The organism is Actinomadura sp. NEAU-AAG7, assembly GCF_018603865.1.
Lineage (GTDB): Bacteria > Actinomycetota > Actinomycetes > Streptosporangiales > Streptosporangiaceae > Spirillospora > Spirillospora litoris.
Map to the genome: position 1 here is coordinate 668,614 of NZ_JAHFZY010000002.1, position 26,008 is coordinate 694,621.

At 69.8% G+C, this 26,008-nt stretch carries 29 protein-coding genes; 20 read left to right on the top strand and 9 right to left on the bottom strand.

The genetic code is table 11. The annotated features are described in order from the left end of the window. Positions 1–281 precede the first annotated feature (281 nt). The 13 genes from KLI87_RS39995 to KLI87_RS12460 all read left to right on the top strand — a co-directional run bounded on the left by KLI87_RS39995 (position 282) and on the right by KLI87_RS12460 (position 13,134). Complete coding sequence (locus KLI87_RS39995; protein ID WP_214617054.1) at positions 282–1,724, top strand: histidine kinase; 1,443 nt, start codon at positions 282–284, stop codon at positions 1,722–1,724. Then, the gene (locus KLI87_RS12405; protein WP_156217709.1) at positions 1,721–2,449 is read left to right on the top strand and encodes a response regulator transcription factor; all 729 of its coding nucleotides are present in this window, start codon (positions 1,721–1,723) and stop codon (positions 2,447–2,449) included. The genes KLI87_RS39995 and KLI87_RS12405 overlap by 4 nt, the downstream gene beginning before the upstream one ends. Before the next feature lie 130 nt (positions 2,450–2,579). Then, the gene (locus tag KLI87_RS12410) at positions 2,580–3,845 is read left to right on the top strand and encodes a beta-ketoacyl-[acyl-carrier-protein] synthase family protein (protein ID WP_308165982.1); all 1,266 of its coding nucleotides are present in this window, start codon (positions 2,580–2,582) and stop codon (positions 3,843–3,845) included. Beyond that, positions 3,842–5,101, top strand: coding sequence for a ketosynthase chain-length factor (locus tag KLI87_RS12415; RefSeq protein ID WP_214617055.1), 1,260 nt, complete (start codon positions 3,842–3,844; stop codon positions 5,099–5,101). The genes KLI87_RS12410 and KLI87_RS12415 overlap by 4 nt, the downstream gene beginning before the upstream one ends. A 98-nt stretch (positions 5,102–5,199) precedes the next feature. Beyond that, on the top strand, positions 5,200–6,282 hold the full coding sequence (locus KLI87_RS12420) for a methyltransferase (RefSeq protein WP_156217707.1): 1,083 nt from the start codon (positions 5,200–5,202) through the stop codon (positions 6,280–6,282). A gap of 35 nt (positions 6,283–6,317) precedes the next feature. Beyond that, a complete protein-coding gene (locus tag KLI87_RS12425; protein ID WP_156217706.1) occupies positions 6,318–7,358 on the top strand; it encodes a methyltransferase in 1,041 nt (346 codons plus the stop codon). A 47-nt stretch (positions 7,359–7,405) separates the two neighbouring features. Then, positions 7,406–7,666 carry an acyl carrier protein gene (locus KLI87_RS12430; RefSeq protein ID WP_214617056.1) on the top strand — a complete coding sequence of 87 codons (261 nt, stop codon included), beginning with the start codon at positions 7,406–7,408 and terminating at the stop codon, positions 7,664–7,666. 39 nt (positions 7,667–7,705) lie between these two features. Then, positions 7,706–8,659, top strand: a complete 954-nt coding sequence (locus tag KLI87_RS12435) for an aromatase/cyclase (protein ID WP_156217705.1) — start codon at positions 7,706–7,708, stop codon at positions 8,657–8,659. Beyond that, entirely contained in the window at positions 8,656–9,582 is a 927-nt protein-coding gene (locus KLI87_RS12440) for an MBL fold metallo-hydrolase (RefSeq protein ID WP_156217704.1), read from the top strand. The genes KLI87_RS12435 and KLI87_RS12440 overlap by 4 nt, the downstream gene beginning before the upstream one ends. Before the next feature lie 43 nt (positions 9,583–9,625). After that, positions 9,626–10,108, top strand: coding sequence for a hypothetical protein (locus KLI87_RS12445; protein WP_214617057.1), 483 nt, complete (start codon positions 9,626–9,628; stop codon positions 10,106–10,108). An 11-nt stretch (positions 10,109–10,119) separates the two neighbouring features. Beyond that, positions 10,120–10,587, top strand: coding sequence for a nuclear transport factor 2 family protein (locus tag KLI87_RS12450; protein WP_156217702.1), 468 nt, complete (start codon positions 10,120–10,122; stop codon positions 10,585–10,587). Then, positions 10,587–11,981: an FAD-binding oxidoreductase gene (locus KLI87_RS12455; RefSeq protein WP_214617058.1), complete on the top strand. Its 1,395-nt coding sequence runs from the start codon at positions 10,587–10,589 to the stop codon at positions 11,979–11,981. The genes KLI87_RS12450 and KLI87_RS12455 overlap by 1 nt, the downstream gene beginning before the upstream one ends. Positions 11,982–12,327: 346 nt before the next feature. Then, positions 12,328–13,134, top strand: coding sequence for a BTAD domain-containing putative transcriptional regulator (locus KLI87_RS12460; RefSeq protein WP_173390811.1), 807 nt, complete (start codon positions 12,328–12,330; stop codon positions 13,132–13,134). A gap of 414 nt (positions 13,135–13,548) precedes the next feature. Here KLI87_RS12460 and fabG read toward each other — a convergent pair whose 3' ends face one another. Beyond that, positions 13,549–14,334, bottom strand: coding sequence for a 3-oxoacyl-ACP reductase FabG (gene fabG, locus KLI87_RS12465; protein WP_156217700.1), 786 nt, complete (start codon positions 14,332–14,334; stop codon positions 13,549–13,551). A gap of 203 nt (positions 14,335–14,537) precedes the next feature. On the opposite strand from fabG, the gene KLI87_RS12470 reads away from it, so the two are divergent. Both KLI87_RS12470 and KLI87_RS12475 read left to right on the top strand, forming a co-directional pair. Continuing rightward, on the top strand, positions 14,538–15,566 hold the full coding sequence (locus KLI87_RS12470; protein ID WP_156217699.1) for a methyltransferase: 1,029 nt from the start codon (positions 14,538–14,540) through the stop codon (positions 15,564–15,566). A 265-nt stretch (positions 15,567–15,831) separates the two neighbouring features. Continuing rightward, on the top strand, positions 15,832–17,010 hold the full coding sequence (locus KLI87_RS12475; RefSeq protein ID WP_214617059.1) for a hypothetical protein: 1,179 nt from the start codon (positions 15,832–15,834) through the stop codon (positions 17,008–17,010). Positions 17,011–17,050: 40 nt separating this feature from the next. On the opposite strand, the gene KLI87_RS12480 is transcribed toward KLI87_RS12475, so the two are convergent. Then, positions 17,051–17,404 carry a nuclear transport factor 2 family protein gene (locus KLI87_RS12480; protein ID WP_173390810.1) on the bottom strand — a complete coding sequence of 118 codons (354 nt, stop codon included), beginning with the start codon at positions 17,402–17,404 and terminating at the stop codon, positions 17,051–17,053. After that, a complete protein-coding gene (locus KLI87_RS12485; protein WP_214617060.1) occupies positions 17,401–18,855 on the bottom strand; it encodes an MFS transporter in 1,455 nt (484 codons plus the stop codon). The genes KLI87_RS12480 and KLI87_RS12485 overlap by 4 nt, the downstream gene beginning before the upstream one ends. A gap of 85 nt (positions 18,856–18,940) precedes the next feature. Here KLI87_RS12485 and KLI87_RS12490 point away from each other — a divergent pair, with 85 nt between their 5' ends. Beyond that, complete coding sequence (locus tag KLI87_RS12490) at positions 18,941–19,657, top strand: TetR/AcrR family transcriptional regulator (RefSeq protein ID WP_308165983.1); 717 nt, start codon at positions 18,941–18,943, stop codon at positions 19,655–19,657. Positions 19,658–19,708: 51 nt separating this feature from the next. Here the strand turns inward: KLI87_RS12490 and KLI87_RS12495 are convergent, their stop codons facing one another. Both KLI87_RS12495 and KLI87_RS12500 read right to left on the bottom strand, forming a co-directional pair. After that, entirely contained in the window at positions 19,709–19,999 is a 291-nt protein-coding gene (locus tag KLI87_RS12495) for a hypothetical protein (RefSeq protein ID WP_156217696.1), read from the bottom strand. Positions 20,000–20,283: 284 nt separating this feature from the next. Next, a complete protein-coding gene (locus KLI87_RS12500; RefSeq protein ID WP_156217695.1) occupies positions 20,284–20,676 on the bottom strand; it encodes a hypothetical protein in 393 nt (130 codons plus the stop codon). A gap of 220 nt (positions 20,677–20,896) precedes the next feature. Between KLI87_RS12500 and KLI87_RS12505 the strand changes: the two genes are divergently transcribed. After that, positions 20,897–21,958, top strand: coding sequence for an endonuclease/exonuclease/phosphatase family protein (locus tag KLI87_RS12505; RefSeq protein ID WP_214617061.1), 1,062 nt, complete (start codon positions 20,897–20,899; stop codon positions 21,956–21,958). Positions 21,959–22,039: 81 nt separating this feature from the next. Here the strand turns inward: KLI87_RS12505 and KLI87_RS12510 are convergent, their stop codons facing one another. Genes KLI87_RS12510 through KLI87_RS12520 form a run of 3 tightly spaced genes read right to left on the bottom strand, consistent with a single transcriptional unit; the run spans position 22,040 to position 23,389 of the window. Further along, positions 22,040–22,228 (bottom strand): DUF397 domain-containing protein, encoded by a 189-nt coding sequence (locus KLI87_RS12510; protein ID WP_214617062.1) that lies wholly within the window; start codon positions 22,226–22,228, stop codon positions 22,040–22,042. 41 nt (positions 22,229–22,269) lie between these two features. Further along, a complete protein-coding gene (locus KLI87_RS12515; protein ID WP_214617063.1) occupies positions 22,270–22,461 on the bottom strand; it encodes a DUF397 domain-containing protein in 192 nt (63 codons plus the stop codon). Continuing rightward, positions 22,445–23,389: a helix-turn-helix transcriptional regulator gene (locus tag KLI87_RS12520; RefSeq protein WP_308165984.1), complete on the bottom strand. Its 945-nt coding sequence runs from the start codon at positions 23,387–23,389 to the stop codon at positions 22,445–22,447. Before KLI87_RS12520 ends, KLI87_RS12515 begins: the two co-directional genes overlap by 17 nt. Positions 23,390–23,470: 81 nt before the next feature. Between KLI87_RS12520 and KLI87_RS12525 the strand changes: the two genes are divergently transcribed. Continuing rightward, on the top strand, positions 23,471–23,938 hold the full coding sequence (locus KLI87_RS12525; RefSeq protein WP_214617065.1) for an ATP-binding protein: 468 nt from the start codon (positions 23,471–23,473) through the stop codon (positions 23,936–23,938). Positions 23,939–24,047: 109 nt separating this feature from the next. Continuing rightward, complete coding sequence (locus KLI87_RS12530) at positions 24,048–24,251, top strand: BldC family transcriptional regulator (protein ID WP_214617066.1); 204 nt, start codon at positions 24,048–24,050, stop codon at positions 24,249–24,251. A 4-nt stretch (positions 24,252–24,255) separates the two neighbouring features. On the opposite strand, the gene KLI87_RS12535 is transcribed toward KLI87_RS12530, so the two are convergent. Continuing rightward, on the bottom strand, positions 24,256–24,987 hold the full coding sequence (locus KLI87_RS12535; RefSeq protein ID WP_214617067.1) for an SDR family NAD(P)-dependent oxidoreductase: 732 nt from the start codon (positions 24,985–24,987) through the stop codon (positions 24,256–24,258). 129 nt (positions 24,988–25,116) lie between these two features. Between KLI87_RS12535 and KLI87_RS12540 the strand changes: the two genes are divergently transcribed. Beyond that, complete coding sequence (locus KLI87_RS12540; RefSeq protein WP_214617068.1) at positions 25,117–25,962, top strand: LysR family transcriptional regulator; 846 nt, start codon at positions 25,117–25,119, stop codon at positions 25,960–25,962. Positions 25,963–26,008: the final 46 nt, after the last annotated feature.

Below are 26,008 nucleotides of genomic sequence, written 5' to 3' on the forward strand. Positions count from 1 at the left end.
GTTGCGGAACGCCCGCGCGCGGGGCCGCGCGCACAGCGGCGTTCAGCGGTTCGCCCAGGTACGAGTGGCCGCGCTTCGCGCTGACGCGGCCACTCGTACAACGGGCGGGACTCCGCTCCACCAAGACTGGCGGTCATCGGACGCCTCGGTCGTCAGGCTCGGGGATGGAATCGGCGTCCGCCCACAGCGGTACCTACCCGCCGCGTACAGCCCTGGATGTACGCGGCCGACCCGACCGTGACGTGACGACTGGGGATCCCCACCGTGGGTAGCCTGATGGCGTGTCCGGCACCGCGCTCACGCGACCGATACGGCGATTCGTCACCAGGCACCCGCACCCTCTGGTCCTGCTCGACATCGCCGTCGCCGCCCTGCTGTGCGTCGGCCTCCTCATGGCCGACGCCCGCAGCGGCCTGCACGACGCGCCCGCCGCCGAGTCCGCGCTGCGGGCCGGGGGGATCGTCCTCGCCTCGGTCACCGTCGCGGTCCGCCGGCTGCGCCCGCGCCTGGCCTTCGCCGTCGCGACACTTTGCGCTTTCGTGGTGTCCGCGGTGGGCGGCGCGCCGCAGGTGTCGATCTGCGTCGCCGTCACCGCCTACACGGTCGCCGAGACGGGCGGGTTCGTGTTCTGGTGGGCGCGTCCGGGCGCCGCCAGCCTGATCACCGCCGCCGGGATCGGCATCGGACGCGTCGCGACGAGCTGGGAGGCCGTGCTGATGGCCAACGTCGCGATCATCTGCGTCGGCTGGTTCGCCGGCCTCGCCGCCCGCGAGCACCGCAAGCGGCTCGCCGCGATCGACGAGCAGCGCACCGAGCGCGAGCGCCAGCACGAGGCCGGCCTCCGGCAGGCCGCGATCGACGAGCGGCTGGTGATCGCCCGCGAGCTGCACGACATCGTCGCGCACTCGATGAGCGTCATCGCGGTGCGCGCCGGGGTCGCGCGGATGGTGATGAACACCGATCCCGGCCAGGCGCGCGAGACGCTCGGCATCGTCGAGACCACCACCCGCCAGGCGCTGCACGAGATGCGGCTGCTCGTCCAGGTGCTGCGGCACGAGGACGCCGTGGACCCCACGCTCGCCCCCACCCCCGGGCTCGGCGACATCGCCACGCTCGCCGACCAGGTCCGCACCGCGGGCGTCGAGTTGAGCCTCGACATCCGCGGGACGGCGCGTCCGCTGCCCCCCGGGGTCGACCTGTCCGCCTACCGCATCGCCCAGGAGGCGCTCACCAACGTCGTCCGCCACGCGGGCCCGGTCCCCGCCACGCTCCGCATCGAGTACCGCGACGACGACGTGCTCATCGAGGTCACCAACGCCGCCCCCGCCGAACCCCGCCGGAGATCCACCATCCACGCCGTCATCCATCCCGACACCCACACCGCCGTCAACGTCCACCCCACCCTCGACCCCGACCCCGCCGAGGCGCCCCGCGCCCCCGCCGGGCACGGGCTCATCGGCATGCGGGAACGCGCGGCCCTTTACGGCGGTTACCTGCGCGCCGACCATCACGGCGACGGCTTCCGCGTCCGGGCGATGCTCCGGACGGACGAATCCAGCCACCTGACCAACGGCACCGCGCCGCCCGCCGACGGGGCGTCCGCGGCCCCGGTCTCCAGGCCGGAGCAAAGATCATTCCCGGCGCCAATCCCGACCGGATCCGATTCAGATTCCGAGATCGAACCGGATTCAGATTCCGGATCGGCGCGCGGGGGGCGCACATGACCATCCGCGTGGTCATCGCCGACGACCAGGTTCTCGTGCGCGCCGGATTCAGCGTCCTCGTCAACGCGGCGACGGATATGGAGGTCGTCGCCGAAGCCGGAACCGGCCCGGACGCCGTCGCCGCCGGGCGCCGCCATTTGCCGGATGTCATCCTGATGGACATCCGAATGCCCACCATGGACGGAATCGAGGCCACCAGGCAGCTCCTTGACGACCCGGCGACCAAGTCCATCCGCAGCCTGATCCTGACCACTTTCGATCTGGACAGTTACGTCTTCGGTGCACTCAAGGCCGGCGCCAGCGGGTTCCTGCTCAAGGACACCCCGCCCGAGCTGCTGCTGGCCGGGATCCGCACCGTCGCCGCCGGGGACGCGCTCCTCGCCCCGAGCGTGACACGCCGTCTCATCCGCGACTTCGTCAACCGCCCCGCCGCCGTCCCCCGCGCGCTGCCCTCCCTGCTCGACCCGCTGACCGAGCGCGAGAGGGAGATCCTCGTCCATGTCGCCTCGGGCCGCTCCAACGGCGACATCGCCGGACGGCTGCACATCAGCGTCGCCACTGTCAAGACACACGTCAGCCGACTGCTCACCAAACTCGACGCGCACGACCGCGCCCAACTCGTGGTCATCGCCTACGAAACGGGACTGATCCAGCCGAGTTCGCAGGCGCGCCCGGTGTTCGACTCGCCCGCCGGCGACGGCGCTTGCGACCGCCTCGACCTGTGACCTGCGCCGACGTCATCTAAGATCAAATTCCAACCTGCTCGGTCTAGTATCGTTCAAGGTGCTCTCAAGTCCGCTGTTGAAGTATTGCCATCGGAAAGAGCGGTGGCTGGCGGACTCCAGAGGAGTGCTTGTGAACCGGGCAGTAGTGATCACTGGTATCGACGTGATCGCGCCAGGGGGGGTAGGCAAGAAAGAGTTTTGGAATCTGCTCACCTCGGGCCGCACCGCGACCAGGGATATTTCCTTTTTCGATCCCAGTGCATTTCGTTCGCGAATTGCGGGCGAATGTGATTTCAACCCCGCTTCGGTGGGCTTGCAGCCGCGCGAGATCCGGAGAATGGATCGCGCCACACAGTTCGCTGTGACGTGCGCCAGCGAGTCCCTAGCCGACAGCGGCCTCGACATGGGCACGGTCGACCCCACCCGCGTCGGGGTGAGCCTCGGCAGCGCGGTCGGGGCGACGACCAGCATCGAGCGCGAGTACCTCGTGCTCTCCGACAGCGGGCGCGAGTGGCTGATGGACGAGGGCCACCTCTCCCCGCACATGTACGACTACATGGTGCCGAGCGCGGCGGCCGCCGAGGTCGCGTGGCGGACCGGTGCGGAGGGGCCGGTCGCGATGGTCGCGACCGGGTGCACCGCCGGCCTGGACGCGGTCGGACGCGCCTACGAGAAGATCATGGACGGCAGCGCCGACGTGATGTTCGCGGGCGCCACCGACACCCCGGTCTCGCCGATCGTGGTCGCGTGCTTCGACGCGATCAAGGCGACGACGCCGCGCAACGACGACGCCGAGCACGCCTCCCGCCCGTTCGACGCGACACGGAACGGGTTCGTCCTCGCCGAGGGCGCGGCGGTCATGGTGCTGGAGGAGCGCGAGCACGCCATGGCGCGCGGCGCGCGGATCTACGCCGAGGTCGCGAGCCACGCGACCCGCTGCAACGCCTACCACATGACGGGGCTGCGGCCGGACGGCCGGGAGATGGCCGAGGCGATCAGGCACGCGCTGGCCGACGCCCGGTGCGCGCCCGAGTCCATCGACTACGTCAACGCGCACGGCTCCGGCACCAGGCAGAACGACCGCCACGAGACGGCCGCGTTCAAGGACGCGCTCGGTGCGCACGCCTACCGGACGCCGGTCAGCTCGATCAAGTCGATGATCGGTCACTCGCTGGGCGCGATCGGCTCGATCGAGGTGGCCGCGTGCGCGCTGGCCATCGACAATGACGTGATCCCGCCGACCGCGAACCTGCACGAGCCGGACCCCGAGTGCGACCTGGACTACGTCCCGCTGGAGGCCCGCGAGGTCCCGGTGAACACGGTCCTGTCGGTGGGCAGCGGTTTCGGCGGCTTCCAGAGCGCCGTCGTGTTGCGATCTCCAGAGCTCGCGGCATGAGCGCCCCCGCCAACGCACCCAGCGAGGCCGAGGCGGTCGGCGAGGCGGGCGGCACCGCGTCCGCCGTCGTGACCGGGATCGGGACGATGGTCGGGGACGGCACCGGCATCGAGGAGCACTGGAAGGGCGTCCTTGAGGGCCGGTCCTGGATCCGGCCGATCCAGCGCTACGACGCCTCGCGCTACAGCGCGCGGCTGGCCGGCCAGATCGTCGGCTTCGACGTGACCGAGCACCTGCCGAGCCGCCTCATCCCGCAGACCGACCGGGTGACGCAGCTCGCGCTCGTCGCCAGCGACCAGGCGCTGGCCGACGCGGCGTTCTCCGGCCGCGACTACGACGACTTCGAGATGGGGGTCGTCACGTCCAACGCCTCGGCGGGCTGGGAGTTCACCCACCACGAGTTCAAGAAGCTGTGGACGGAGGGGCCGGAGAAGGTCAGCGTGTACGAGTCGTTCGCCTGGTTCTACGCGGCGAACACCGGCCAGATCTCCATCCGCAACGGGCTGCGCGCCGCCAGCGGCGTGCTGGTGGCCGACCAGGCCGGGGGGCTGGACGCGATCGGCCAGGCCCGCCGCAACCTGCGCCGGGGCGCCAAGCTCATGGTGACCGGCGGCATGGACTCCGCGTTCGACCCGTGGGGGTGGCTCTCGCACATCTCCGGCGGCGAGGTCAGCATCGCCGAGGACGCCGCGCACGCCTACCTGCCCTTCGACGCCGACGCCCACGGCTACATCCCGGGCGAGGGCGGCGCGATGCTGGTGGTCGAGCGCGGTGACGCGGTCGCCCCGTCCGCCAAGCGGTACGGGCGGGTCGCGGGGTACGCCTCGACGTTCGACCCGCCGCCCGGCAGCGGCCGCCCGTCCAACCTGGGGCGGGCCCTGCGGCTCGCGCTGGCGGACGCGGGCGTCGAGCCCGGCCGGGTGGACGTCGTCTTCGCCGACGGCGCCGGCGTCCCGGAACGCGACCGAAGTGAGGCGCGGGCCATCACCGAGGTCTTCGGGCCGAGGGGGGTTCCGGTCACCGTCCCCAAGGCGGGGGTGGGGCGCCTTCTCGCAGGCGGGGGGCCGCTGGACGTGGTCACCGCGCTGCTGAGCATCCGGGACGGCGTGATCCCGCCGACCCCGCACACCCGCGCGGTTCCGCACGGGTACGGCCTGGACGTGGTCGTCGCGCCGCGGGAGGCCGAGGTCGAGGTCGCCGTGGTGCTGGCGCGCGGCCGGGGCGGTTTCAACTCCGCGGTAGTGATCACCGCCTGACCGGCGGACCAGCGGACCGGCGGCCCGCCCGGTCGGCGGATCGGGGGGCCGGCGGACCGGTACCGAGAACACCCATACGACAGAAGCGGAGAGTCATCATGACCGAACAGGCAACGCGTGCGGCCGCCAACGGCGCCGGAACGGCGCCGGCGACGAGCAACGCGGCGGAACTGCACAGCGACTCGCTGTTCAGCGAGATGATCTGGCTGCTCAGCGGAATGCCGCTCGCGTGCATGCTCCAGGCGATCGCGGAACTCGGCATCGCCGACGAACTGGTGGACGGCCCGCTCTCGGTGGAGGAGCTGGCGCGCCGCACCGAGAGCGACGCCGACGCCCTCTACCGGATCCTGCGGGGCGTGTCGACCAGGGGCGTGTTCACCGAGGTCGCGCACCGCGTCTTCGGCCTGACCCAGCTCGGGCAGATCCTCCGGTCCGACCAGCCGAACTCGCTGCGGGACGCGTTCCGGATGCACGCGCAGCAGGAGATGCGGGACACCTTCACCTCCGTCCGGCACACGCTGCGCACCGGGCAGCCGGCGTTCGACCACGTTAACGGCGCGCCGATGTTCCAGTACTTCGCGCGCAACGCCGAGAAGAAGCCGCTGTTCGACTCCTTCACCGGCGCCGCCGCCCGGCGCATCCAGAACGCCGCCCTGGAGACCTACGACCTGACCGGGGTGCGGACGATCGTCGACATCGGCGAGATGAACGGGAGCCTGCTCGCGGGTGTTCTGAAGCGGTACCCGGAACTGCACGGCGTCTACGTCGACCTGCCCTTCATGGCGCCGGTCGCGGAGAAGATCCTCGGTGGCGCGGGCGTCGCCGACCGGGCCGAGATCATCGGCGCGAACTACCTGGAGTCCGTGCCGCCGGAGGCCGACGCCTATCTGCTGCCGCAGGTCCTGCACCGGATCAGCGACGCCGAGGGGCTCGCCCTTCTGAAGAACATCCGCCAGGCGATGTCGCCGACCAGCAAGGTCGTGGTCATCGACCCCGTGCTGCCCGAGGGCGACGTCCCGCACCTGGCGAAGGTCCTGGACGCCACCATGCTCCTGATGGGGCCGATCAAGGACCGCACCGAGGCCGAGTTCGCCGAGCTCTTCGAGAAGGCGGGCCTGCGGCTGGACGTCATCTCCGGCCGCGCTCTCCCGTCGAGCGTGATCATCGCACTGCCCGCCTGATTCGTGGCGCCACCCGATTCGAGGAAGGACCGGAGATGTCCGAGAAAACTGTGAGCACCACGAGCGAAGAGACCGAGGCGCTGCGCCGCGCGATGTGGGACTTCCACAGCGGCCTGCGGATGGGATTCATGCTGTCGGCCATCGCGGAGATCGGCGTCGCCGACCACCTCGCGGACGGCCCGCTGTCGGCGGACGAGCTGGCCGCGCGCACCGGGAGCCACGCGGACTCCCTGTACCGGGTGCTCAGGGCCATGGCCAGCAAGGGCGTCTTCACCGAGGTGTCGCGCCGCACCTTCGGCCTCACCCCGCTGGCGGACATCCTGCGGTCGGACTCGCCGGGCTCGATGCGCGACGTCTTCCGCCTCCAGGGCAAGGACTTCATGCGGAACTCCTACGCGGAGATCGGCTACTGCATTCGCACCGGGAAGCCCGCTTTCGACTATGTGAACGGCGAGGAGATGTTCGCCTATCTCGCCAAGCACCCGGAGATGAACAAGCTCTTCAGCGGCGCGATGGGAAACGCCGCCGGGGACACCCAGCAGGCCGCCATCGCGGCCTATGACCTCACCGGAGTGCGCAAGCTGGTCGACATCGGCGGGGCGCACGGGCATCTGATGTCCGCGATTCTGAGCAAGTATCCGGAAATGCGGGGTGTGGTCTTCGACCAGCCGCACGTCGTCCCGGGCGCGGAGAAGGTGCTGACCGAGGCGGGCGTCTTCGACCGGGCCGAACTGGTCGGCGGCAGCTATCTGCGGGAGGTGCCGGCGGGCGGCGACGTCTACACCATCTCCCACGTCCTGCACCAGCTCAGCGACAACGACGCGATCACCATTCTCACGAACATCCGCAAGGTGATGGCACCGGGCGCGCGGGTGCTGATCATCGACCCGCTCATTCCCGAGGGCGACGCTCCGCACCCCGGGAAGTTCATGGACATCACGATGATGGCGCTGAGCGAGGGCCGGGACCGCACGGAGTTCGAATTCGTCGAGGTCTTCGAGAAGGCCGGGCTGCGCCTGTCGGAGACCGTCGGGCTGGCCTCGCCGTCCAGCGTCGTCGTCGCCGTCGCCGCCTGAGCGCCCGCTCGACCAGGGCCGAAGCGAAGGGAAAGCACGGGGAGAACATGGCTGACCAGATGAACTACGACGATCTGCGCTCGATTCTCATCGAGGCCGCCGGCGCGGTCGAGGGAATGGACCGGGAGCAGGAGATCATCGACACCGACCTCTACGACCTCGGCTACGACTCGCTCGCGCTGATGGAGGTGGCCGCCCGAATCCAGCAGCGTTTCGCGGTGGACATCCCCGACGAGGAGGTGACCGATCTACGCACCTTCCGGCTCATCCTCGGCAGGGTGAACTCCTCGATCGAGGCGACCACCTGACGGAAAATCCGACCGCGACCACATGAGGGCGAGTGCGAAATGACCGCTGCGGAGATCAACGCGCACCATGAGACCGAGATAGAGGCGCCGCCGTCGACGGTGTACGAACTGATCACGAATGTCGCGCTGTGGCCCGTGATCTTCCGTCCCACCGTCCACACGCGGGTGCTGGAGCGCTCGGCGGAGGGCGACCGGTTCGAGATCTGGGCGACCGTGTCGAACGGCGAGGTGAACACCTGGCGCTCCCGCCGCGCGTTCGACGCGGCCGCGCGGCGGGTGTCGTTCAGGCAGGACCACGACAATCCGCTGTTCGGCCTCATGGGCGGCGGCTGGACCTGCGCCCCGCTCGACGGCGACCGGACGCGGGTGGTCCTCGAACACCGCTTCAACCCGCCGCCGGACCAGGCCGACGCCCGGGACCGGATCGCCCGGGAGCTGGACCACAACGGCGCCCAGGAGCTGGAGGCGCTGCGGACCGTCGCGGCGCTGCCCGGCGGCGTCGAGCCCTGGCTGCTCACCTTCGACGAGACGATCGAGCTGGCCGGCTCGGCGAAGGCGGCGCGGGAGTTCGTCTGGGACGCGGGCCGCTGGCCCGAGCGGCTCCCCCACGTCAACGACCTGGAGCTGATCGAGAAGCCGGGCGGCGTCCAGGACATGACGATGGGGACCCGCGCGCCCGACGGCGCCGTCCACACCACCCGCTCGATCCGGGTGATGCTGTCGGACGGCTCGATCGTCTACAAGCAGACCCAGCCGCCGAAGGTGCTGCTCGGGCACAGCGGCCGGTGGGAGTTCCGCTCCGACCGGTCGGGCGCCTCGATCAGCTCCACGCACACCTTCCTGCTCGACCCCGCCGGGGTCGCCGAGGTGTACGGGCCGGACGTCACGGCGCACGAGGCGGCGAGCCGCGTCCGCGCCGCGCTGTCGGCCAACAGCCGGGTCACGATGGAGCACGCGTCGCTGTACTCCGCGTCGATCGGCGCGGCGCGATGAGCACGGCGGTCCGCGCCCCGCTCGGGCGGCTGCACGAGGTGGCGGACGGCGTCCACGCCTTCTTGCAGCCCCCGGGCACCTGGTGCCTCAACAACGCCGGGGTGATCGCCGGGCCCGACGGGCTGCTGCTGATCGACACGGCCGCGACCCGCGCGCGGGCCGAGGCGCTGCGGGAGCAGGCCGAGGGGCTCGGGCACGGGCCGGTGCGGTCGGTCGTCAACACCCACAGCCACGGCGACCACGTCTTCGGCAACTGCGTGTTCGCGCCGTCCGCCACGATCATCGCCCACGAGCTGCTCGGGGCGGAGGTCGAGGCGATCGGGATGGGGCTGACGAAGATCTGGCCGGACGTCGAGTGGGGCGAGCTGTCCCTCGCCAAGCCGACGGTCACGTTCGCGCGGAGCATGTCGCTGCGGGTCGGGAGCCGGACGGTCGAGCTGCACCACCTCGGCCCCGCGCACAGCACCAACGACACCGTCGTCTGGGTGCCGGACGCGCGGGTGCTGTTCGTCGGCGACGTGGCGCTGCCGGGCTGCACCCCGTTCTGCATGATGGGCTCGATCCGCGGCACCCTCCTCACGCTCGACCGGCTCCGCGGCTTCGGGGCCGAGACGGTGGTCGGCGGGCACGGCCGGGTCAGCGGCCCCGAGGTCTTCGACCAGACCGAGCGCTACATGCGGCGGATCCTCGCCATCGCGGAGGAGGGCGTGGCGGCGGGGATCACCCCGCTCCAGGCCGCCCGCGAGCACGGGCCCGGCGAATTCGCCGAATGGCTCGACTCCGAACGGCTCGCCGCGAACCTGCACCGCGCCTTTCTGGAGGTGCGGCGGCCGGACCTTCCGCTCGGCGCCGAGGTGGACGTCAACGCCGTCTTCAACGAGGTGATCGAGTACAACGGCGGCCTGCCGACGTGCCTGGCGTGAGCGGCGCGGTGATTGGAACGGGAAATTCGAGGAGGAGCGAACAATGACACCGGTCGGCTCCCACCGGGGAGGCACCGTCTCCCTGGACACCTACTACGAACTGAGGAGGTTCTACCTCGACCAGCTGGACGCCCGCGACCGCGGCGACACCCAGGTCTGGCTGGACGTCTTCGACGACGACGCGACGATCACCACCAAGGTGATCGGCGACGGCAGCACGCCGGTGAAGAAGAGCGACTTCGTCCCCCAGGTCTGGAAGCTCGACGCGTCCTTCCACGAGAAGGGGATCCAGCGCCGCCACTGCGTGCAGTCCTTCACCTTCACCAAACGCGACGACCTCGTGGTGTCGCGGTTCTACGGCCTGTTCCTGGTCATCGACGCCGAGCGGGGCTCCTGCCTCCAGTCGGCGGCGATGATCTCCGACGTCCTGCGCCGGCACGGCACCACCTGGCGGGTGATGTCCCGCGAGATCGAGCGGGACGACCTCGGCCGCAACGCCGCGCCGCAGAACGTGCCCCTAGGTTGAGAGAAGGAGCCATGAGCCAGAGAGTCCAAACCGCCAACACGACCGTTTCCGCCGAGATCTACTCCCGGATCGACCAGTTCTACGCGGTGCAGATGCAGGCCCTGGACGACGGCGACATCGCCGCGTGGGTCGACACCTTCACCGAGGACGGCGTCTTCGTCTCCAACGGCCTGCCCGATCCGGTCGAGGGCCGGGAAGGGCTGACCGCGCTCGGCAGCGGGGCCGTGGCCCGGCTCGACGAGCAGGGCGCCATTCGGCGCCATTTCGTTTTCAACGTCATCGTCGAGCCCGCTCCGGGCGGAAGTCTGTGGACGACGTGTTACGTCCCGGTGTTCGACACCATCGACGGCGTCACGACCCTCACCACGAGCACGGTGATGCGCGACGAACTGCTCGACCTGGACGGGAGACTGCTCGTCCGGTACCGCACCGTCACGCGCGACGACCTGCTCGCGAAATCGAAGGCCGGGAGCGCCTGATGACGCTGCGGGGGCTGATGAAACTGATGAACGGGCTGGACGGCGTCGCGCTGGGTCCGGGGGACACCGGCTACGACGAGGCCCGCAGCGGCGTCCAGCGCACCTACCTGCACCGCCCCTCGGTGATCGTGCGGGCCGAGGGCGTCGCCGACGTCGTGCGCGCCGTCCGGCACGCGGTCGAGCACGGCCTGGCCGTCGCGGTCCAGGCGACCGGGCACGGGCTGAACGTCCCGACCGAGGGCGGCGTGCTGATCGACACCTCGCGGATGTCCGGTGTCCGGGTCGACCCGGCGGCCCGGACCGCGTGGGCGGGGGCGGGGACCCGCTGGGAGAAGGTGATCGACGCCGCGGGCGAGCACGGGCTGGCGCCGCTCAGCGGGTCCTCCCCCGACGTCGGCGTGGTCGGCTACATCCTCAGCGGCGGGCTCGGCCTGCTCAGCCGCACCTTCGGCTACGCGGCCGACCACGTCCGGCGGATCGAGGTGGTCACCGCCGACGGCGAGTGCACGACGGTGGCGCCCGGCGACGACCTGTTCTGGGCGCTGCGGGGCGGTGGGGGGAACTTCGGCGTCGTCACCGGAATCGAGTTCGACCTGTTCCCGGTCGACCGTTTGTTCGGCGGCGGCCTGTACTTCGACACGGATCTGCTCCCGGCGGTGTTCAGGACCTACCGGGAATGGACCGCGACGGTGCCGGACTCGATGGGGTCGAGCATCGGCCTCATTCCGATGCCGGACGTCCCGGCCGTGCCCGCGCCGCTGCGCGGACGGCATCTCGCGCACGTCCGGATCGCCTATGTCGGAACCGTCCAGAACGGGGAGCGGCTGGTCGAACCGCTGCGCGCGCTCGGCCCGCGCATCGTGGACACCCTCGGGGAAATGCCCTTCACGGCCTCGGGGACCATTCACAACGAGCCGAAGCAGCCGCGGAACTTCCTCTGCACCAACGCGATGCTGAGCGAATTCGACGCCGCGGCGCCGGACGCCATTCTCGACCTGGTCGGCCCCGGCTCCGGGGTCTTCGGGGTCGTGCAGGTCAACCACCTCGGCGGCGTGCTGCCCCGGCCGCCGGAGGTCGCGAACGCGGTGGGCCACCGGGACGCCTCACACGTGCTGCGCCTGGTCACCCTGCCGCAGGGGCCCGGACGCGACGCGGCGCACGAGACGGCCGACCGCGTGATCGGCGCGGTGAAGCCGTGGACGGTCGGCCGCGCGCCGGGGTTCGTCCAGGGCGACCAGGGCGCGGCCGAGCTGGCCCGGGAATGCTACGAGCCCGCCGCCTTCGAGAGGCTGGCGGCACTCAAAGCCGTTCATGACGCTGGGAACACGTTCAGTTGCAACGTCAACATCCCTCCCAGCGATACCACAGTTCGCAGGGATGCTCATGTAACATGAATTATCGGCATTAGTTTGCCGAGGCCAGGACGCACTTAGGGGGGAGTTCAGTGAGGAGACGACGTTGTTGACGGCCATCGCCGGCGCGCTCAACGTGCCACACTGACATCGTTTGGCAGAAATGGCCGTACCTGGCCACCGGCCGCGGGTTGAGGGCACCCCTGCCTGTACTCAATTGCGCGGCGTATATCACCACGAACACGGTGTGATGGTCGTGGCCGGGAATGAGTCTTTCGCAATGTGGTGGCACCCCCGTTCTTCGTTCCATGGGTCGAGGAGGGCCGCGCCTTCGATACGCGCCTCCTGCCGGAAGGGTTCGATTCGCGCACGAGATCTGGAGCCACGGATGGACGTTCGAATTCTGGGACCACTTACGGTATCGCATAACAATCGCGATGCCACACCGTCGGCGCGCAAGCCGCGCCAACTGCTTTCGCTCCTGCTGCTGAACGAGGGTGACGTCGTGTCGACGAACTCGTTGATCAGCGAGATCTGGGACACGCAACCACCCAAGAGCGTGCAGACCACATTGCAGACCTATGTGGTCCAGGTACGCAAACACCTCGCGAAGGCACTTCAGATTCCCGCCGCCGAGGTCGCCAGCAGTGTGCTGCTGACCCGGAACGGCGGATACATGCTCCTGCTGCGGGACGCCGATGTCGACCTGTACGAGTACAAGTCGCTGGAACAGGCCGGGATGGCGGCCTTCGAGGCACGGGACCACGAAAGCGCGGTCCACATCTTCGACAAGGCGTTGGCGTTGTGGCGCGGAAGGGCCCTCGCCGACGTCGAACTCGGGCGCGTTCTTGAGCCCGAGGTCGCCAGGCTCGAACAGTCGCGCCTGACGGTCGTGGAGTGTCGCCTTGAGACCGAGCTGCGGCGCGGCCGGCACCGCCAGTCGCTCAGCGAGCTCGCCTCGCTGACCGCACGCTACGACGACAACGAGAACCTGCACGCCCTGTACATGCTGGCGCTCTACCGGGCGGGCCGGCGGAGCAAGGCACTGGAGCGTTACCGAAGCCTGCGCAAGTGGATGAGGGACGAACTCGGTCTGGAGCCGTCACCCCGTCTGCAAAGGCTGCACCACGCCCTGCTCGACGGCGCTCCCGCCCTGGACGGGGCACCGGCTCTCGACGAACTGAGCGCCGGATGATCCGGCGCCCCAACCGTCCTTGGACGGGGACTGGCGCGTGGATCGAAGGCGGACGCACGAGACCGCCGCCGGCAGGTTCGGAATGCAGTTCGAAATGTCATGAACCACCAGAGGGAATGACCACCCGAACGCTTTTCCATAAGCGTGTCGCCGTCGCCCGGCCGGCCCTGTTAGTGGGCGGGCGAGTCGCTCCCGACCGGCGAGTTCTGACAGGCGGGCCTGCTTCCTGAACGGCGGCCGCGCTCCCGGCGGCCTGGTTCGGCGGGGCCGCGGATCCGACGAGCGAATCGTGACCAGCGGGCCTGGTCCTCACCGGAGGGTGTCGCTCCCACCGGCGAGGTCCAGGCACCACGGTCGGCGGCCCGGCGCCCGGCGGCCCACGGCCCGGGGGCCGGGGCCTGGTGGTCGCGGGGCCTAGTAGTTGCCGAGCCCTCCGCACACGTTCATCGCCTGCGCCGTCACCACGGCCGCGTCGTCGCCGGCCAGATAGTCGACCATCGCGGCGACCTCCTCCGGGTCGCCGTACCGGCCCATGGGGATCTTCGTGTTGAACTTGTCGAGCACCGCGTCCTCGGAGATGTCCCAGATATTGGCGTAGACCTCGCGCACCCGCTGGGCCATCGGGGTCTCGACATAGCCGGGGCAGACGGCGTTGACGGTGACGCCCGTCCGCGCGAGCTCCAGGCCGAGGGCCTTGGTGAAGCCGACGACGCCGTGCTTGGACGCCGAATAGGGCGCGCCGAAGACAACGCCCTGCTTTCCTCCGGTGGAGGCGATGTTGATGATCCGGCCGCGCCCTAGTTCGAGCATTCCGCCGTCCGACAGGACGCGCTTGGTCGTCAGGAAGACGCTGTTGAGATTGACGTTGATCACGTCGAACCACAGCTCGTCCGGGACCTTCGCCGTCGGGCCGCCGCCGCTGCGGCCGGCGTTGTTCACCAGCACGGAGATGGGCCCGAAGGTGTCCGTGGTGGCCTTGACCAGCTGCTCGATCTGTGCGACGTCGGTGACGTCGCACGCGATGCCGTCGGCCTCGTGGCCATTGGCGCGCAGCTCCTCCACCGTTTCCTTGACGGCGGCGGCGTCCCGGCTGCAGATGAACACCCGGTGCCCGGCGCGGGCCAGCCGATTGGCGATGGCCAGCCCGATCCCGCTCGTGGCGCCGGTGACCAGAGCGACACGTCCGAGTTCCTTTGCCATGTGTTCTCCTGGGTGGTCGTGTTGGTTTCTGTCCTCCATCGTCCGGTGCTCGCCTTGAATTGCTGCTGAGGACGCCTTGAGCGGTCAAGTCAAATGATCACCGGCGGCCCATTCAAAGATTTCTCCAGCGCTCCTTGAGGGGTGCCCCTCTACCGTGAAACCTGCGGAGGCCAGAAAACGAAGATTGTCGAATGGAGAGAGCGATGACGATCCAGGAGAAGGACATCGCCGATCACGGCGCGGTCATCGGCGTGCGGGAGCTCGCGCTCAGCGCCGCGGGCGCCGCGGCGCTCCGGGCCGCCGTACGCATCGGCGTCGCCGAGGTGCTGGAGGACGACCCGAAGTCGCCGGCGGACCTGGCCAAGGCGCTCAACGTCAACGCCGAGATGCTGGCGAGGCTCCTGCGCGCGCTGACGCAGCACGGCGTCTTCAACGAGACGCCGCGGGGGTACGCGCACACCTCCACGTCCCGCCTGCTCAGGGAGGGCGACCCCAACAGCCTCAAGTACTACGTCCTGTGGGTCACCGAGCCCTGGACCTGGGAGCTGTGGCCGCACCTTGAGGAGGCCGTCCGCAACGGCCGCGGCGGGTTCGAGGAGAAGTACGGCACGGACTTCTTCTCCTACCTGCACGCCATGTGGCCGGAGTCGGCGGAGGTGTTCAACAAGGCGCAGACCGAGCTGAGCAGGCTCGCCAACAACGCCGTCGCCGCCGCGCTCGACCTGCGCGGTGTCGGCTCGCTGGTCGACATCGCCGGCGGCCACGGCTACACGCTGACGTCCCTGCTGGCGAAGAACCGGGACCTGAACGGCATCCTGTTCGACCTCCCGCCCGTCGTCGCCGACGCCGACCCGCGGCTGCGCGAGGGCGGCGAGTTCGCCTCCCGCGCCCGCATCGTCGGCGGCGACTGCCTTCAGGAGATCCCCGTCCAGGCCGACGTCTACCTGTTCAAGAACATCCTCGAATGGGCGGACGAGAAGTCGGTGAGGGCCCTGCGGAACGCCGCCAAGGCGGGCCACAAGGACAGCCGCATCTTCATCATCACCAACATGATCGACGGCAGCCCGGAGATCAAGTTCACCACCGGCACCGACCTTCTGTTCCTGCTGAACTCCGACGGCCGCAAGCACACGGCGGAGACCATCACCGCGGTGGTGAAGAACGCGGACCTGCGCATCGTCAACAGGCAGCCCGTGAACTCCTACCTGCACCTGGTGGAAGCGGCGATCTAGTTGCCGGGGAGGGCAGCGGCCCCGCCGACGCCCTCCCCTCCGCAGGCTCGCCAATACGGGCGGGAACGACCATTCCCCCGCCGTCACTGGCGGTTCGGCCGGTTGTCAAGATGACGACTTCATTGCCGGATCGCCCCTTTATGGGCCCTATGAGGCTCTTGGCGCGGTTTGCTGGGTTCGGTTGTATCTAGGGGGTGATCTTCGACGGGCGCCGCCGGGGGCACGTTCCAAGATTCTCCGTTCTCCCGGCCGAGGAGTGGTGACCGTGACCATGCTGACCTACGCCCTGCTCAGCGACCCGGCGCCGTTGGCGGCCTCGGCGGCCGGGCAGGCCCGGAGCACGGGCACGGTGTACCTGATGGTCACCAACACCGGGCCGACCGCGGCGCACTGGTCGAGGAACGAGGTGGCGGTGCCCGTCGGCGACGGCGCCGACGACCTCACCCCCGACCTTTCCAAGGTCACCGCGACGGCCACGTTCCACGATCTGAAAACGGGCGCCGCCCGGAAGCTGAAGGTCCAGCCCCCTGCCGCCACCGGCCCCTTCGTGGTCACCGATCCGTCCGGCAAGAAGATCGCCTTTGCCGCCGGTGACCATCTCGTGCTGAAACTGGAGGGCGTACCGGTCGCCGCGGCCGCCGGGCTGGCGGTGCTGAAGGTGAAGGAGATCGCCGCCAGGACGGCGAACGCCAATCCGACGACCGGCGTCGCGGTGGTGCCGCTGGTCAAGACCGCCGCCAAGCCTTCTTCGGCACCCGGCAACTTCCGCCCCGTCCCGGCCATGGTGGAGAACGGGGACGCCGTCGTCCTGTGCTGGGACGGGCCCGCCGACTGGGCCTACACGATCAGCCTGCCGGACGGCACGAGCGCGCCCGTCACCATTCCGGGGCCGCTCGAATGGAAGCCCGCACCCGGCACCGGCCCGAAACGCGACAGCACCTACACCCTCGTCGCCACCGACCCCGGCACAGGGCGGAAGCATTTCCTGACCACCACCGTCCAGGTGCGCACGCCCACCTTCGAGAACGGTGTCCACGCCCTCCGGGTCCAGGGGATCGGGAACACCGGGGCCCTCACCTTCACCTCCGTCGGGATAGACGTCTTCAGCAACACCGGCACCCGCGGGGTGGCCCAGTCCTTCTCGGTCGTCGCCGAGCGGGTGTACGCCGACCGGGTCCAGGGAACGGCCACCCGCGCGGGATGGATCACCTTCCCCGAAGGCGGCCTCCAGGTATGCAATGGGAACTTCGACGTCCCCCGGATCGGCGCCGTGTTCGCGGAGTCCGGTATCTACCAGCGGCAGTTCGTCCCGGGCGAGGAGAACCGGTGGATCAGTATGTCCGACGGCGGGGAGATCTCCCTGGAACAGCGGCACAAGGACGGATCGACGAGCTATGCGAGCCTGAGGGTGTCGAGCCTGGACACCCGCGCGTCCCAATGGTGAGCGGCCGCCCGTCCAGGGACGGACGGCCCTACTCCGGGTGCTATTCGAAGAAGCCGACCACCCTTCGGATGCGGTCACCGGCGATCTCCACGAAGTCGTAGCCGGTGGCCACGGGGTTCCCACCGTCCGGCGCGCCCAGCCTCCAGGTGAAGAGCGCCACGTCGTGGTGGACGTTGATCACGGTGCCGAGGGTGAACACCAGGTCGCCGAACCTCTCCCGGGCCTGGGCGACCACGGAGGACAGTTCCGCGTGGCCCCGGAGCGCGGCGTGGTCGGGGTCGCTGTAGACCGAGTCCTCGGTGAGGGCGGCCGCGATCAGGGCGGTGCGGGCGGCGGAGTCCCGCTCGTTCCAGACGGCGATGTACCGCTGGATCAGGTCGTTGACCGTGCTCATGGGGTGACTTCCTCCAGAATTGCGGAATCGGATTCTTCTCGCGGCGCGGTGTCCGCCGCGGGGATTTTCAGTGCGAGGGCGATGAACCCGCCGGCGGCGGTGACGGCGGCGGCGACCCATCCCGCGGTGTGCAGGCCGTCCAGGACGTCGGACGCGGCGGGCGCGGCCCGGAGGCCCGTGGTGGCGAGGGCGACGAAGACGGCCAGGCCCATGGCGCCGCCGACCTCCTTGGCCGTGGTGGCCAGGCCCGAGGCGACGCCCTGCTCGTGGGGCGCGGTCCCGGCACCGGCCGAGACGAACAGCGAGACGAAGGCGACGCCGCCGAAGGTGCCCCACAGGACACTGCCGGGCACGAGCGTCCAGAAGCCGCCGCCGGACGGCATCCCGGCGACCAGGACGGCGATCCCGGCCGAGGCGCCGAACATCCCGATGCTGAGCGTCGTGCGGACGCCCCACCGGCCGAGCATCGCCGGGGCGAGCCTCACGGCCGCGGCCATGCACACGACGGTGAGGGGCAGGAAGGACAGGCCCGCCTCCAGGACGCTGTAGCCGAGGACGGGTTGCAGGTAGGAGGTGAGCACGTAGTAGCCGCCGCCCAGCGTGCCCTGGAACATGGCGATCACCACCATCGTCGTGACCAGGCTGCGGTTGCGCAGGAGCCGGAGCGGGATCAGCGGGTCGCGGGTGCGCGACTCGACGGCGAGCAGCACGCCCATCAGGGCGACCCCGGCGGCCAGCGCACCGGCGGCGCGGAGCGACGTCCAACCGTGCTCCGGCGCGCTCGCCAGGCCGAACACCAGCAGGACCGAACCGGCCGTCGCCAGCACGGCGCCCGGCAGGTCGAACCCGCCCAGGCCGGAGGTGCGGGGCGGATCGGCGGCGAGCAGCCGCGGCGCGGCCACGGCGGCGCCTACCGCCAGCGGGAGGTTGACGAAGAAGACCCACTCCCAGCCCCAGTAGTTGGTCAGGACGCCGCCGAGCAGCGACCCGGCCGCCAGCCCCGCGCTGCCCGCCATGCCCCACGCGCCCAGCGCCCGGTTGCGTTCGGGGCCTTCGGCGAACCCCCGGTAGATCAGCGCGAGCGTCGCCGGGGTGAGCAGCGCGCCGCCCGCTCCCTGGACGGCGCGCGCGGCGACCAGCGCACCGGCGTTCGGCGCGAGGCCGCCGACGAGGGAGGCGGCCCCGTACAGCACCAGCCCGAGCATGAACATGCGGCGCGCGCCGAGCCGGTCCACGGCGCGTCCGCCGAACAGCAGCAGCCCGCCGAGGCCGACGGCGTACGCGCTGACCACCCACTGCGCCGAGGCGGCGGTGAAGCCCAGAGTGCGGGTGATGTCGGGCAGCGCCACGTAAACGATGTTGTAGTCGAGAGCGATGATGAGCTGGGTGAACGCCAGCAGCACCAGCCGGGGGCCGGTACGGGACGGCGGTCCGGAGGCGGTCCGTTCCACAAGATCTCCTATACAGCGTTGATTTACTACACGCCGTTCAAACTAGCCACGGCGAACAGTACTGCAACGCTGTAGAGTGTCAAGGGTGAAGGACCAGACGACGAGCCGACGCGACCGGCTGCGCGCGCAGGCCAGCTCGGAGATCAAGGCGATCGCGCTCAAGCTGATGGCCGAGGGCGGCCCCGACGCCATCTCGCTGCGGGCCATCGCACGCGAGATGGGCATGACGGCGGGCGCGATCTACAGCTACTTCGCCACCCGCGACGACCTGGTCACGACGCTGATCAGCGACGTGTACACCTCGCTGGTGGAGACCGCGGAGGCCGCCCGCGACGCCGTGCCCGCGGGCGACCCCGGCGGACGCATCCTGGCGTGGGCCCAGGCCGTCCGCGAGTGGGCCCTGGCCAATCCGGAGGGCTTTCGGCTGATCTACGGCGATCCCGTGTCGGGCTACCAGGCGCCCGCCGAGGGGCCCGCGCACGAGGCAGAGCAGCGCGCCTGCACCGGCCTGACCGGCCTCGTCGCCGCGGCCTGGCCGCAGGCCGAGCCCCTGCACCGGGACCTGCGCCGCTACTCGTGGGACGACTTCGATTCCGGCCTGGTGGCCAACGTGAAGGTGAAGTTCCCCGGCCTTCCCCCGGCCGCCGTCGCGCTCTCGCTCCGCGTGTGGGGCCGCATGCACGGCCTGATGGCCCTGGAGATCTACGGCCACCTGCGCGGTCTCACCCACGAGTCCGCCGCCATCTACCGCGACGAGATCATCGACCTCATCAGGTCCCTCGGCCTCCCCGCCCCCGCCTGAGCGGACCGCCGTCGACCGCGGCACTCGCCGAGGACGGCCTCCGGTGAGGGGCTATGCGGCGACCGGCTGCGTGCAGGCGTTCCACGGCTGGCCTCGCAGGAGGACGCCGCCGCAGGTCGCGTAGGTCCTCCCGGCCACCGCCGGGACGTTGATCTCACCGCCCGAACCCTGGATGACGGTGCAGTTCTGGTTCGCGCACTCGTTCACGTAGAAACTCGACCCCGTCACATCCGCGGGATTGATGAAGTAGAAGGTCCCCCGCGCGTTGCCGTTCGCGACGCTCATGCAAATCAGGGCGACGGAGCGGCCGGGGACCACCTGCGCGCACTGCGTGCCGCTCATCGACGAGGCGTACGCGGGCGCGGCGCTGAGCGCACCGACCAGGGTGACGGCTGAACCGACAAGGGCTAACACCGATGAGAAACGACGCATGACCTTCTCCTATCACGGAGGACGCCGGAGCCAGGAGGCCGGAGCCGGTCAGAGGTACGCCACCTGGGAAGGGTAGCGGATCGGGTGTATTGCGGGCGTATCGAAAACCGCCCGCTTCGGCCTTCTGGTCACTGAACGGAGCATCCCGCCTTGGGCCCGGACGCTCCGCCCAGTGAAGGCCGGCGGTCAGGGGATTATGCGGTCACCGGCTGCGTGCAGGCGTCAAAACGCTGGCCGCTGAGAAGGACGCCGCCGCAGGTCGCGTAGGTCCTCCCGGGCACGGCGGGGACGATGATCCCGCTGCCCGGACCGTCGATCCGGGTGCAATTCCCGTTCGCGCATTCGGTCACGTAGTACTTCGCCCCCCTCACATTCGCGGGGTTGATGAAGATGAGCGTCCCCTGCGCCTGGCCGTCCCTGACGACCATGCAGACCAGGGCGATCCAAGCGTTGGGGACCACCTGCACGCACTCCGTGCCGGGCGGGGACTGCGCGGTCCGCGAGGCGTGCGCGGGCGCGGCGGTCAGCGCACTGATCAGAATGGCCGCCGAACTGGCAAGGGCTAACACCGATGAGAAACGACGCATGACCTTCTCCTATCACGGAGACGCCAAGGCCGGGGAGACCGGAGCCGGTCAGAGGTACGCCACCTGGGGAGGGTAGCGGATCGGGTGTATTGCGGGCGTATCGAAAACCGCATACGCCACCGCGACGCCCGTCCGGCTTCAATTGCGGTAGGGGGCCAGATCGGTGCGTGGCCGTGAGGGAAATGGGACCGGTGTGACGGGCAGTGAGTCGGGATCGACGATGACGCGGGTGGACACGGTGGTGGCCGGTCGGGGGCTCCCCGACCGCGCCGACACCTCGCGCACGGGCGTGCGCCGGGTGATCGGCTCGTGGCCGGGGCCGTGGCGGCGCGGGCTCGTGCTCGCGGCCCTGGCGCTGGCGCTGGGCCTATTCATGATGCTGCACTCGTTCGTCCCCAACCAGGTCGGGAACCTCGGCAGCCTGGTGGACACGTTCCTGCCGTGGTTCGGCCTGGGCGTTCCGGTGCTGCTGGTCGGGGCGCTGGCGCGCCGGTCCGCGTCCGCGACGGTGGCGCTGCTGGTGCCGGTCCTGGTGTGGCTGAGCCTCTTCGGCGGGACGCTCGGCGGCAAGTCCCACTCGGGCGGAGACCTCATGCTGGCCAGCCACAACGTCGGCGCCGCCAACCGCGACCCGGCGGGCACCGCCCGCGAGTTGGCCGCGTCGGGGGCGGACGTGCTGGCGTTGCAGGAGCTGAGCCAGGAGGCCAAGGGCATCTACGAGAAGGGGCTCGCGAAGGCGTACCCCTACCACGCGGTGCAGGGGACGGCCGGGCTGTGGAGCAAGCTGCCGGTGTCGGACGTCCGGCCGGTGGACATCAGGATGGACTACGGGCCGCTGGCGAAGACCAAGCAGGCCGAGCCCAGGCTGGATGAGAACCGGACGCTGCGCGCCACCGTGAAAACGGATCATGGACCGCTGGTGGTGTACGTCGCCCACCTGGCGTCCGTGCGGGTGAATCCGAGGGCGGGCTTCGGAACGGCCCAGCGGGACAGGGGCGTGCAGGCGCTCGCGGAGGCCGTCACCGCCGAGCGCAACAAGCGGGTGGTGCTGCTCGGCGACATGAACGGCTCCGTGGCCGACCGCGCGTTCAACGACATCACCTCGCGGATGCGCTCGGCGCAGAACGTGGCCGGGGACGGCTTCGGCTTCACCTGGCCCGCGTCCTTCCCGATGGTGCGGATCGACCAGATCCTGGTTCGCGGGATGCGGCCGAGAAGCTCATGGGTGCTGCCGGCGACCGGCAGCGACCACCGCCCGGTGGCGGCCAAGGTCAGTTGGTGAACCTCGCGCCGATGGCGTGTGCGGCGAACCGACCGCAGCGAGAAGCCCCCCGACGCGCGTCGGGGGGCTTCTCTGTGCGGACTAGAGGTCCAGGTCACCGGCCTTGATCTGGCCGAGGAGCACGGTCAGGCCGGTGCGGCTGAGGGATAGACGGGGGCCATCGGGGTTTTTGGAGTCCCGGATCAGGGTGTCCACGGCGTTGGTCGAGACCTCGACACAGTCGCCTTGGCCTTCGCCCTGACTGTGGCTGCTCTTACGCCACTGGATCATCCGGCATCCTCTCCATCGTTGAACGATCGGAGCCGAAGGAGCTAGCTCAGGTCCAGGTCACCGGCCTTGATCTGACCGAGGAGCACGGTCAGGCCGGTGCGGCTGAGGGATAGACGGGGGCCATCGGGGTTCTTGGAGTCCCGGATCAGGGTGTCCACGGCGTTGGTCGAGACCTCGACACACTCACCCTGGCCACCGCCCTGACTGTGGCTGCTCTTACGCCACTGGATCATGCTGCATCGCCTCCATCGTCTTCTGGATCAGGGCCCGAGTGTCCTCTTCCGACAGCGCGTGGCCCCTGATCTCATCGAACAGAAGGCCCAGCCGAGTGACCTCGGCTGGATCCTGGACAAGTCTCCCACCGAACTGGGCTTCGACATACCCCACCCGGATTCGGTCGGGCTTGGTGAGGACGACCAGCGCTCCATCGAGCCCAGGGTGCCAGCCCTCGGTGATCCGCACCGCCTGTACATGTATCTGAGGCAGTTCGCCTGCGTCGAGCAGATACTGAAGCTGCTCGTACATCACTTTCCCGTCGCGGCTGCGGCGGAGGATGGCTGCCTCGTCCAGTACTACGAAGAGGTGCGGCTGGTTCTCGGCGCGGGTGAGAATGTCTCGTCGCGCCAACCGCTTGAGGATCAGATCCTCGTCCAACTGGCCCTTGGGAGCCGTCGCCCTCATGTAGCCCTCGGTCTGGAGCAGGCCAGGGATGTAGAGCGGCTGGAAACTACGGATCTCCGACGACTCGTTCTCATGCGCGACATACGCCTCGAACCACTCGTGGAGATGTTCGCGCTGGGCGTGGTGCCAGAGCCCCTGGAACAGCTCGCCGGTTCCGAAGTAGTCGTCGAGCTTCTTGCAGAAATCCTTGTTGGGACGGTTGCGCTGGGACTCGTAGGCCGCGACCGACTCGCGGGTCGAGTACAGCTCCTTGGCCAGGGCGTCCTGGCTCAGCCCCTTCGCCTCTCTCATCAGGCGAAGCGTGTAGGCGAGCTGGGCCCTCATGCTCTGGCACGGATCTATGGGGGCAGAAGGGGGCATATGCCATCCTCCATGGCTGGTATTTCGCGAGGTACCGGGGGCACGTCTAGCCCAGAATACGACCGCGGGGCCAATCTGGGGTTCAAACAGAAGGACAAAGCGAAAGCGATCCGGTCCCATGAGCGTTGACAGGTCTCCCAAAAGCCCGCGAATCAGTCACACCGATCCCCTACCGGCGTACCGCCCGCCCGAGGGCCGGACATGACCGCGATCCCGAAGGCATTGCGAGCCCAGACAGCGGTGGCGGTGCGGCACAAACTGGCCGCTACGCCGAGTGTGGTCCCGGACGTCCGGCGCCTGGTGAGGGCGGCGGCGGTCAATTACAACATCGGCGCCGAGACCACCGAGGACGCCGTGCTCGTCGCCGTCGAACTGGTCACCAACGCGATCCGGGCCACGGGGAAACCGATCATGTTGCGGATGTTCGTCTCCAAGGACGGCTTCCACATCGAGGTCCGCGACCTTTCCAGGAAAAGGCCCAGGAAGGGCGTGCCCGATCTGGCCATGCCCACCGAGCCGGTGCCCGATGACGCGCCCGATCCGCATGGGTGGGGCATGGGCATCGTGGAGGCCCTTTCCAAGGATCACGGCGTGCGGACGGAGCACAGCGGGAAGACGGTCTGGGCCGTTCTGCGCATCTCGTCGGTCCGGCGGCCCGACCTCCCATGAGTTCCTCCGGGCACACCGCGTCCGTTACAGGCGGCTGGGGAGTTCGCGTAACGGGGCCCCGCCGGTGTGCCCGGAGGTCACCCCCCAAGACAGCACAGGAGATCCCCCAATGCCACGACAGGCACCCGAATACGAAGTTCTCCTTACCCCGGCGGAGGTCGCCACAATGTTCCGCGTGGACGCCAAAACCGTCACGCGGTGGGCGAAACTGGAGAAGATCCCCTACGTCTGGACGCTCGGCGGGCACCGGCGCTATCCGGAGAAGGCCGTCCGCGAGCTGCTCGCGCAGGGCGCCACGCGCCGGGAGGAATGAGCCGTCACCAGGGAACCGGGCCGTCGTCGTTGAACAGTCCGCCGGTCGGACCGTCCGGGCCGAGCGACGCCAGCTCGACCACGATGGCGGCCCCGTCCGCCGCGGTGCGGAGAACGGGGCGCCCGAGGGGGCGGGTCAGGTCGGTGTCGCAGGCGCCGGGGTCGGCGGCGTTGACCAGAATGCCTTCGTGACGCAGGTCTTTGGCGTACTGCACCGTCAATGAGTTGAGCGCCGTCTTCGAGGTCGGATAGGCCGCGTAGCCCGGCATCCCGGCCAGGTAGTGAGCGGGATCCGACATTCTGCTCAGTGAGCCCACGCTGCTCGACACATTGACGATCCTCGGAGTGGGCGAGCGCCGCAGCAGCGGGAGCATGGCGTTGGTGACCGCGATGACGCCGAAGACATTGGTCTCGAACACCTGGCGGACGACGTCCAGGTCGGCCTCGGCCGGGGCCTGGCGCGTGAGGTCGCCGGTCATCCCGGCGTTGTTCACCAGGACGTCGAGCCCGCCGACGTCGGTCCCGATGGAGCGGGCGGCCTCGCGCACGGACTCCCCGTCGGTGACGTCGAGGACGACCAGGCGCACGTCACGGCCCGGCATCCGCAGTTCGTCGACGGTCCGGCTCCCCCGCTCGGGATCCCGCGAGCCGACCAGCACGGTGTGGCCCCGGGCCGCGAACTCCTCGGCGACCGCACGGCCGATCCCCTTGTTCGCGCCGGTCACAAGAACGATCATTGACGACACCTTCCGATCACCCGGTCTCGCGCATATTCGAGCGCAGCGGGCAGGGGTCGGCAATGACGTTCGCGACATCGGCCGATACCTCGCCGGTATGGATACCGCCGAGCCGTATACCCTCGGAATGTGGATCGCTTGGAAACGCGGGAACTCGTCTATTTCGTCGCCGTGGCCGAGGAACTGCATTTCGGCCGGGCGGCGGATCGCCTCGGGATCGCGCAGCCGCCGCTGTCCAGGGCGATCGGGCGGCTCGAACGACGGCTCGGCGTGGTCCTGTTCGAGCGCAGCAGCCGGAGGGTCGCGCTCACGGAGCCGGGTGAGGTCCTGCTCTCCGAGGGCAGGAAGGCGCTGGAGGCGGTAACGGCGGCGGAGCGCCGCACCCGGCGGGCCGGACGGCGCGTCCCCCGCCTGGCCCTCGCGCTGAAGCCCGGTAGCGACGGCGGCCTCCTACCCGAGATCCTCGCCGCGTACGAGGCGCGGGCGGACGCGGTCCCGGTCGACGTCGTCATGTGCGGGATGCACGAGCGCACCGCCGTCCTGCGCGACGGCCGCGCGGACGTCGGCCTGCTGCACGGTTCGCTCGCCGACCTGCACGGTCTCGACACCGCCGAGCTCCTCGTCGAATCCCAGATCGCGGTCCTGCCCCGGCGGCACCGGCTCGCCGGCCGGACGAGCCTCACCCTGGCCGACCTCAAGGACGAGACGCTGCCCCGCTGGCAGGCGGACCGGGACGAGCGCCCGGCGGCGCGGGACGTCGGCGAGTTGATGCAGCTCATCGCCCTCGGACGGCTCGTCGCCGTGGTCCCCTCCTCCGTGCGCGGGCAGATCCGGGCCGACCTGGCCCACGTCCCGGTCGAGGACGCCCCGCACACCCCGATGGTCCTGGCGTGGCCCCGGCACCGCCGCTCGCAGGCCCTGGCCGGGTTCGTCCACACGGCGAGCACGGTCGCCGCGCGGGTCCTCCGGGATTAGGGACAGGGCCTTTCATATTCGGTCCGGGACCGGTCCCGCTGGGCTG

Coding starts and splice junctions, on each gene's coding strand:
- KLI87_RS12425 (WP_156217706.1), top strand. CDS start 6,318: ATGTCCGAGAAAACTGTGAGCACCACGAGCGAAGAGACCGAGGCGCTG.
- KLI87_RS12430 (WP_214617056.1), top strand. CDS start 7,406: ATGGCTGACCAGATGAACTACGACGATCTGCGCTCGATTCTCATCGAG.
- KLI87_RS12510 (WP_214617062.1), bottom strand. CDS start 22,228: ATGATCCAGTGGCGTAAGAGCAGCCACAGTCAGGGCGAAGGCCAAGGC.
- KLI87_RS12415 (WP_214617055.1), top strand. CDS start 3,842: ATGAGCGCCCCCGCCAACGCACCCAGCGAGGCCGAGGCGGTCGGCGAG.
- KLI87_RS12440 (WP_156217704.1), top strand. CDS start 8,656: ATGAGCACGGCGGTCCGCGCCCCGCTCGGGCGGCTGCACGAGGTGGCG.
- KLI87_RS12450 (WP_156217702.1), top strand. CDS start 10,120: ATGAGCCAGAGAGTCCAAACCGCCAACACGACCGTTTCCGCCGAGATC.
- KLI87_RS12530 (WP_214617066.1), top strand. CDS start 24,048: ATGCCACGACAGGCACCCGAATACGAAGTTCTCCTTACCCCGGCGGAG.
- KLI87_RS12525 (WP_214617065.1), top strand. CDS start 23,471: ATGACCGCGATCCCGAAGGCATTGCGAGCCCAGACAGCGGTGGCGGTG.
- fabG (WP_156217700.1), bottom strand. CDS start 14,334: ATGGCAAAGGAACTCGGACGTGTCGCTCTGGTCACCGGCGCCACGAGC.
- KLI87_RS12435 (WP_156217705.1), top strand. CDS start 7,706: ATGACCGCTGCGGAGATCAACGCGCACCATGAGACCGAGATAGAGGCG.
- KLI87_RS12405 (WP_156217709.1), top strand. CDS start 1,721: ATGACCATCCGCGTGGTCATCGCCGACGACCAGGTTCTCGTGCGCGCC.
- KLI87_RS12445 (WP_214617057.1), top strand. CDS start 9,626: ATGACACCGGTCGGCTCCCACCGGGGAGGCACCGTCTCCCTGGACACC.
- KLI87_RS12500 (WP_156217695.1), bottom strand. CDS start 20,676: ATGCGTCGTTTCTCATCGGTGTTAGCCCTTGCCAGTTCGGCGGCCATT.
- KLI87_RS12460 (WP_173390811.1), top strand. CDS start 12,328: ATGGACGTTCGAATTCTGGGACCACTTACGGTATCGCATAACAATCGC.
- KLI87_RS12520 (WP_308165984.1), bottom strand. CDS start 23,389: ATGGGACCGGATCGCTTTCGCTTTGTCCTTCTGTTTGAACCCCAGATT.
- KLI87_RS12420 (WP_156217707.1), top strand. CDS start 5,200: ATGACCGAACAGGCAACGCGTGCGGCCGCCAACGGCGCCGGAACGGCG.
- KLI87_RS12455 (WP_214617058.1), top strand. CDS start 10,587: ATGACGCTGCGGGGGCTGATGAAACTGATGAACGGGCTGGACGGCGTC.
- KLI87_RS12515 (WP_214617063.1), bottom strand. CDS start 22,461: ATGATCCAGTGGCGTAAGAGCAGCCACAGTCAGGGCGGTGGCCAGGGT.
- KLI87_RS12495 (WP_156217696.1), bottom strand. CDS start 19,999: ATGAGCGGCACGCAGTGCGCGCAGGTGGTCCCCGGCCGCTCCGTCGCC.
- KLI87_RS12470 (WP_156217699.1), top strand. CDS start 14,538: ATGACGATCCAGGAGAAGGACATCGCCGATCACGGCGCGGTCATCGGC.
- KLI87_RS12505 (WP_214617061.1), top strand. CDS start 20,897: ATGACGCGGGTGGACACGGTGGTGGCCGGTCGGGGGCTCCCCGACCGC.
- KLI87_RS12535 (WP_214617067.1), bottom strand. CDS start 24,987: ATGATCGTTCTTGTGACCGGCGCGAACAAGGGGATCGGCCGTGCGGTC.
- KLI87_RS12480 (WP_173390810.1), bottom strand. CDS start 17,404: ATGAGCACGGTCAACGACCTGATCCAGCGGTACATCGCCGTCTGGAAC.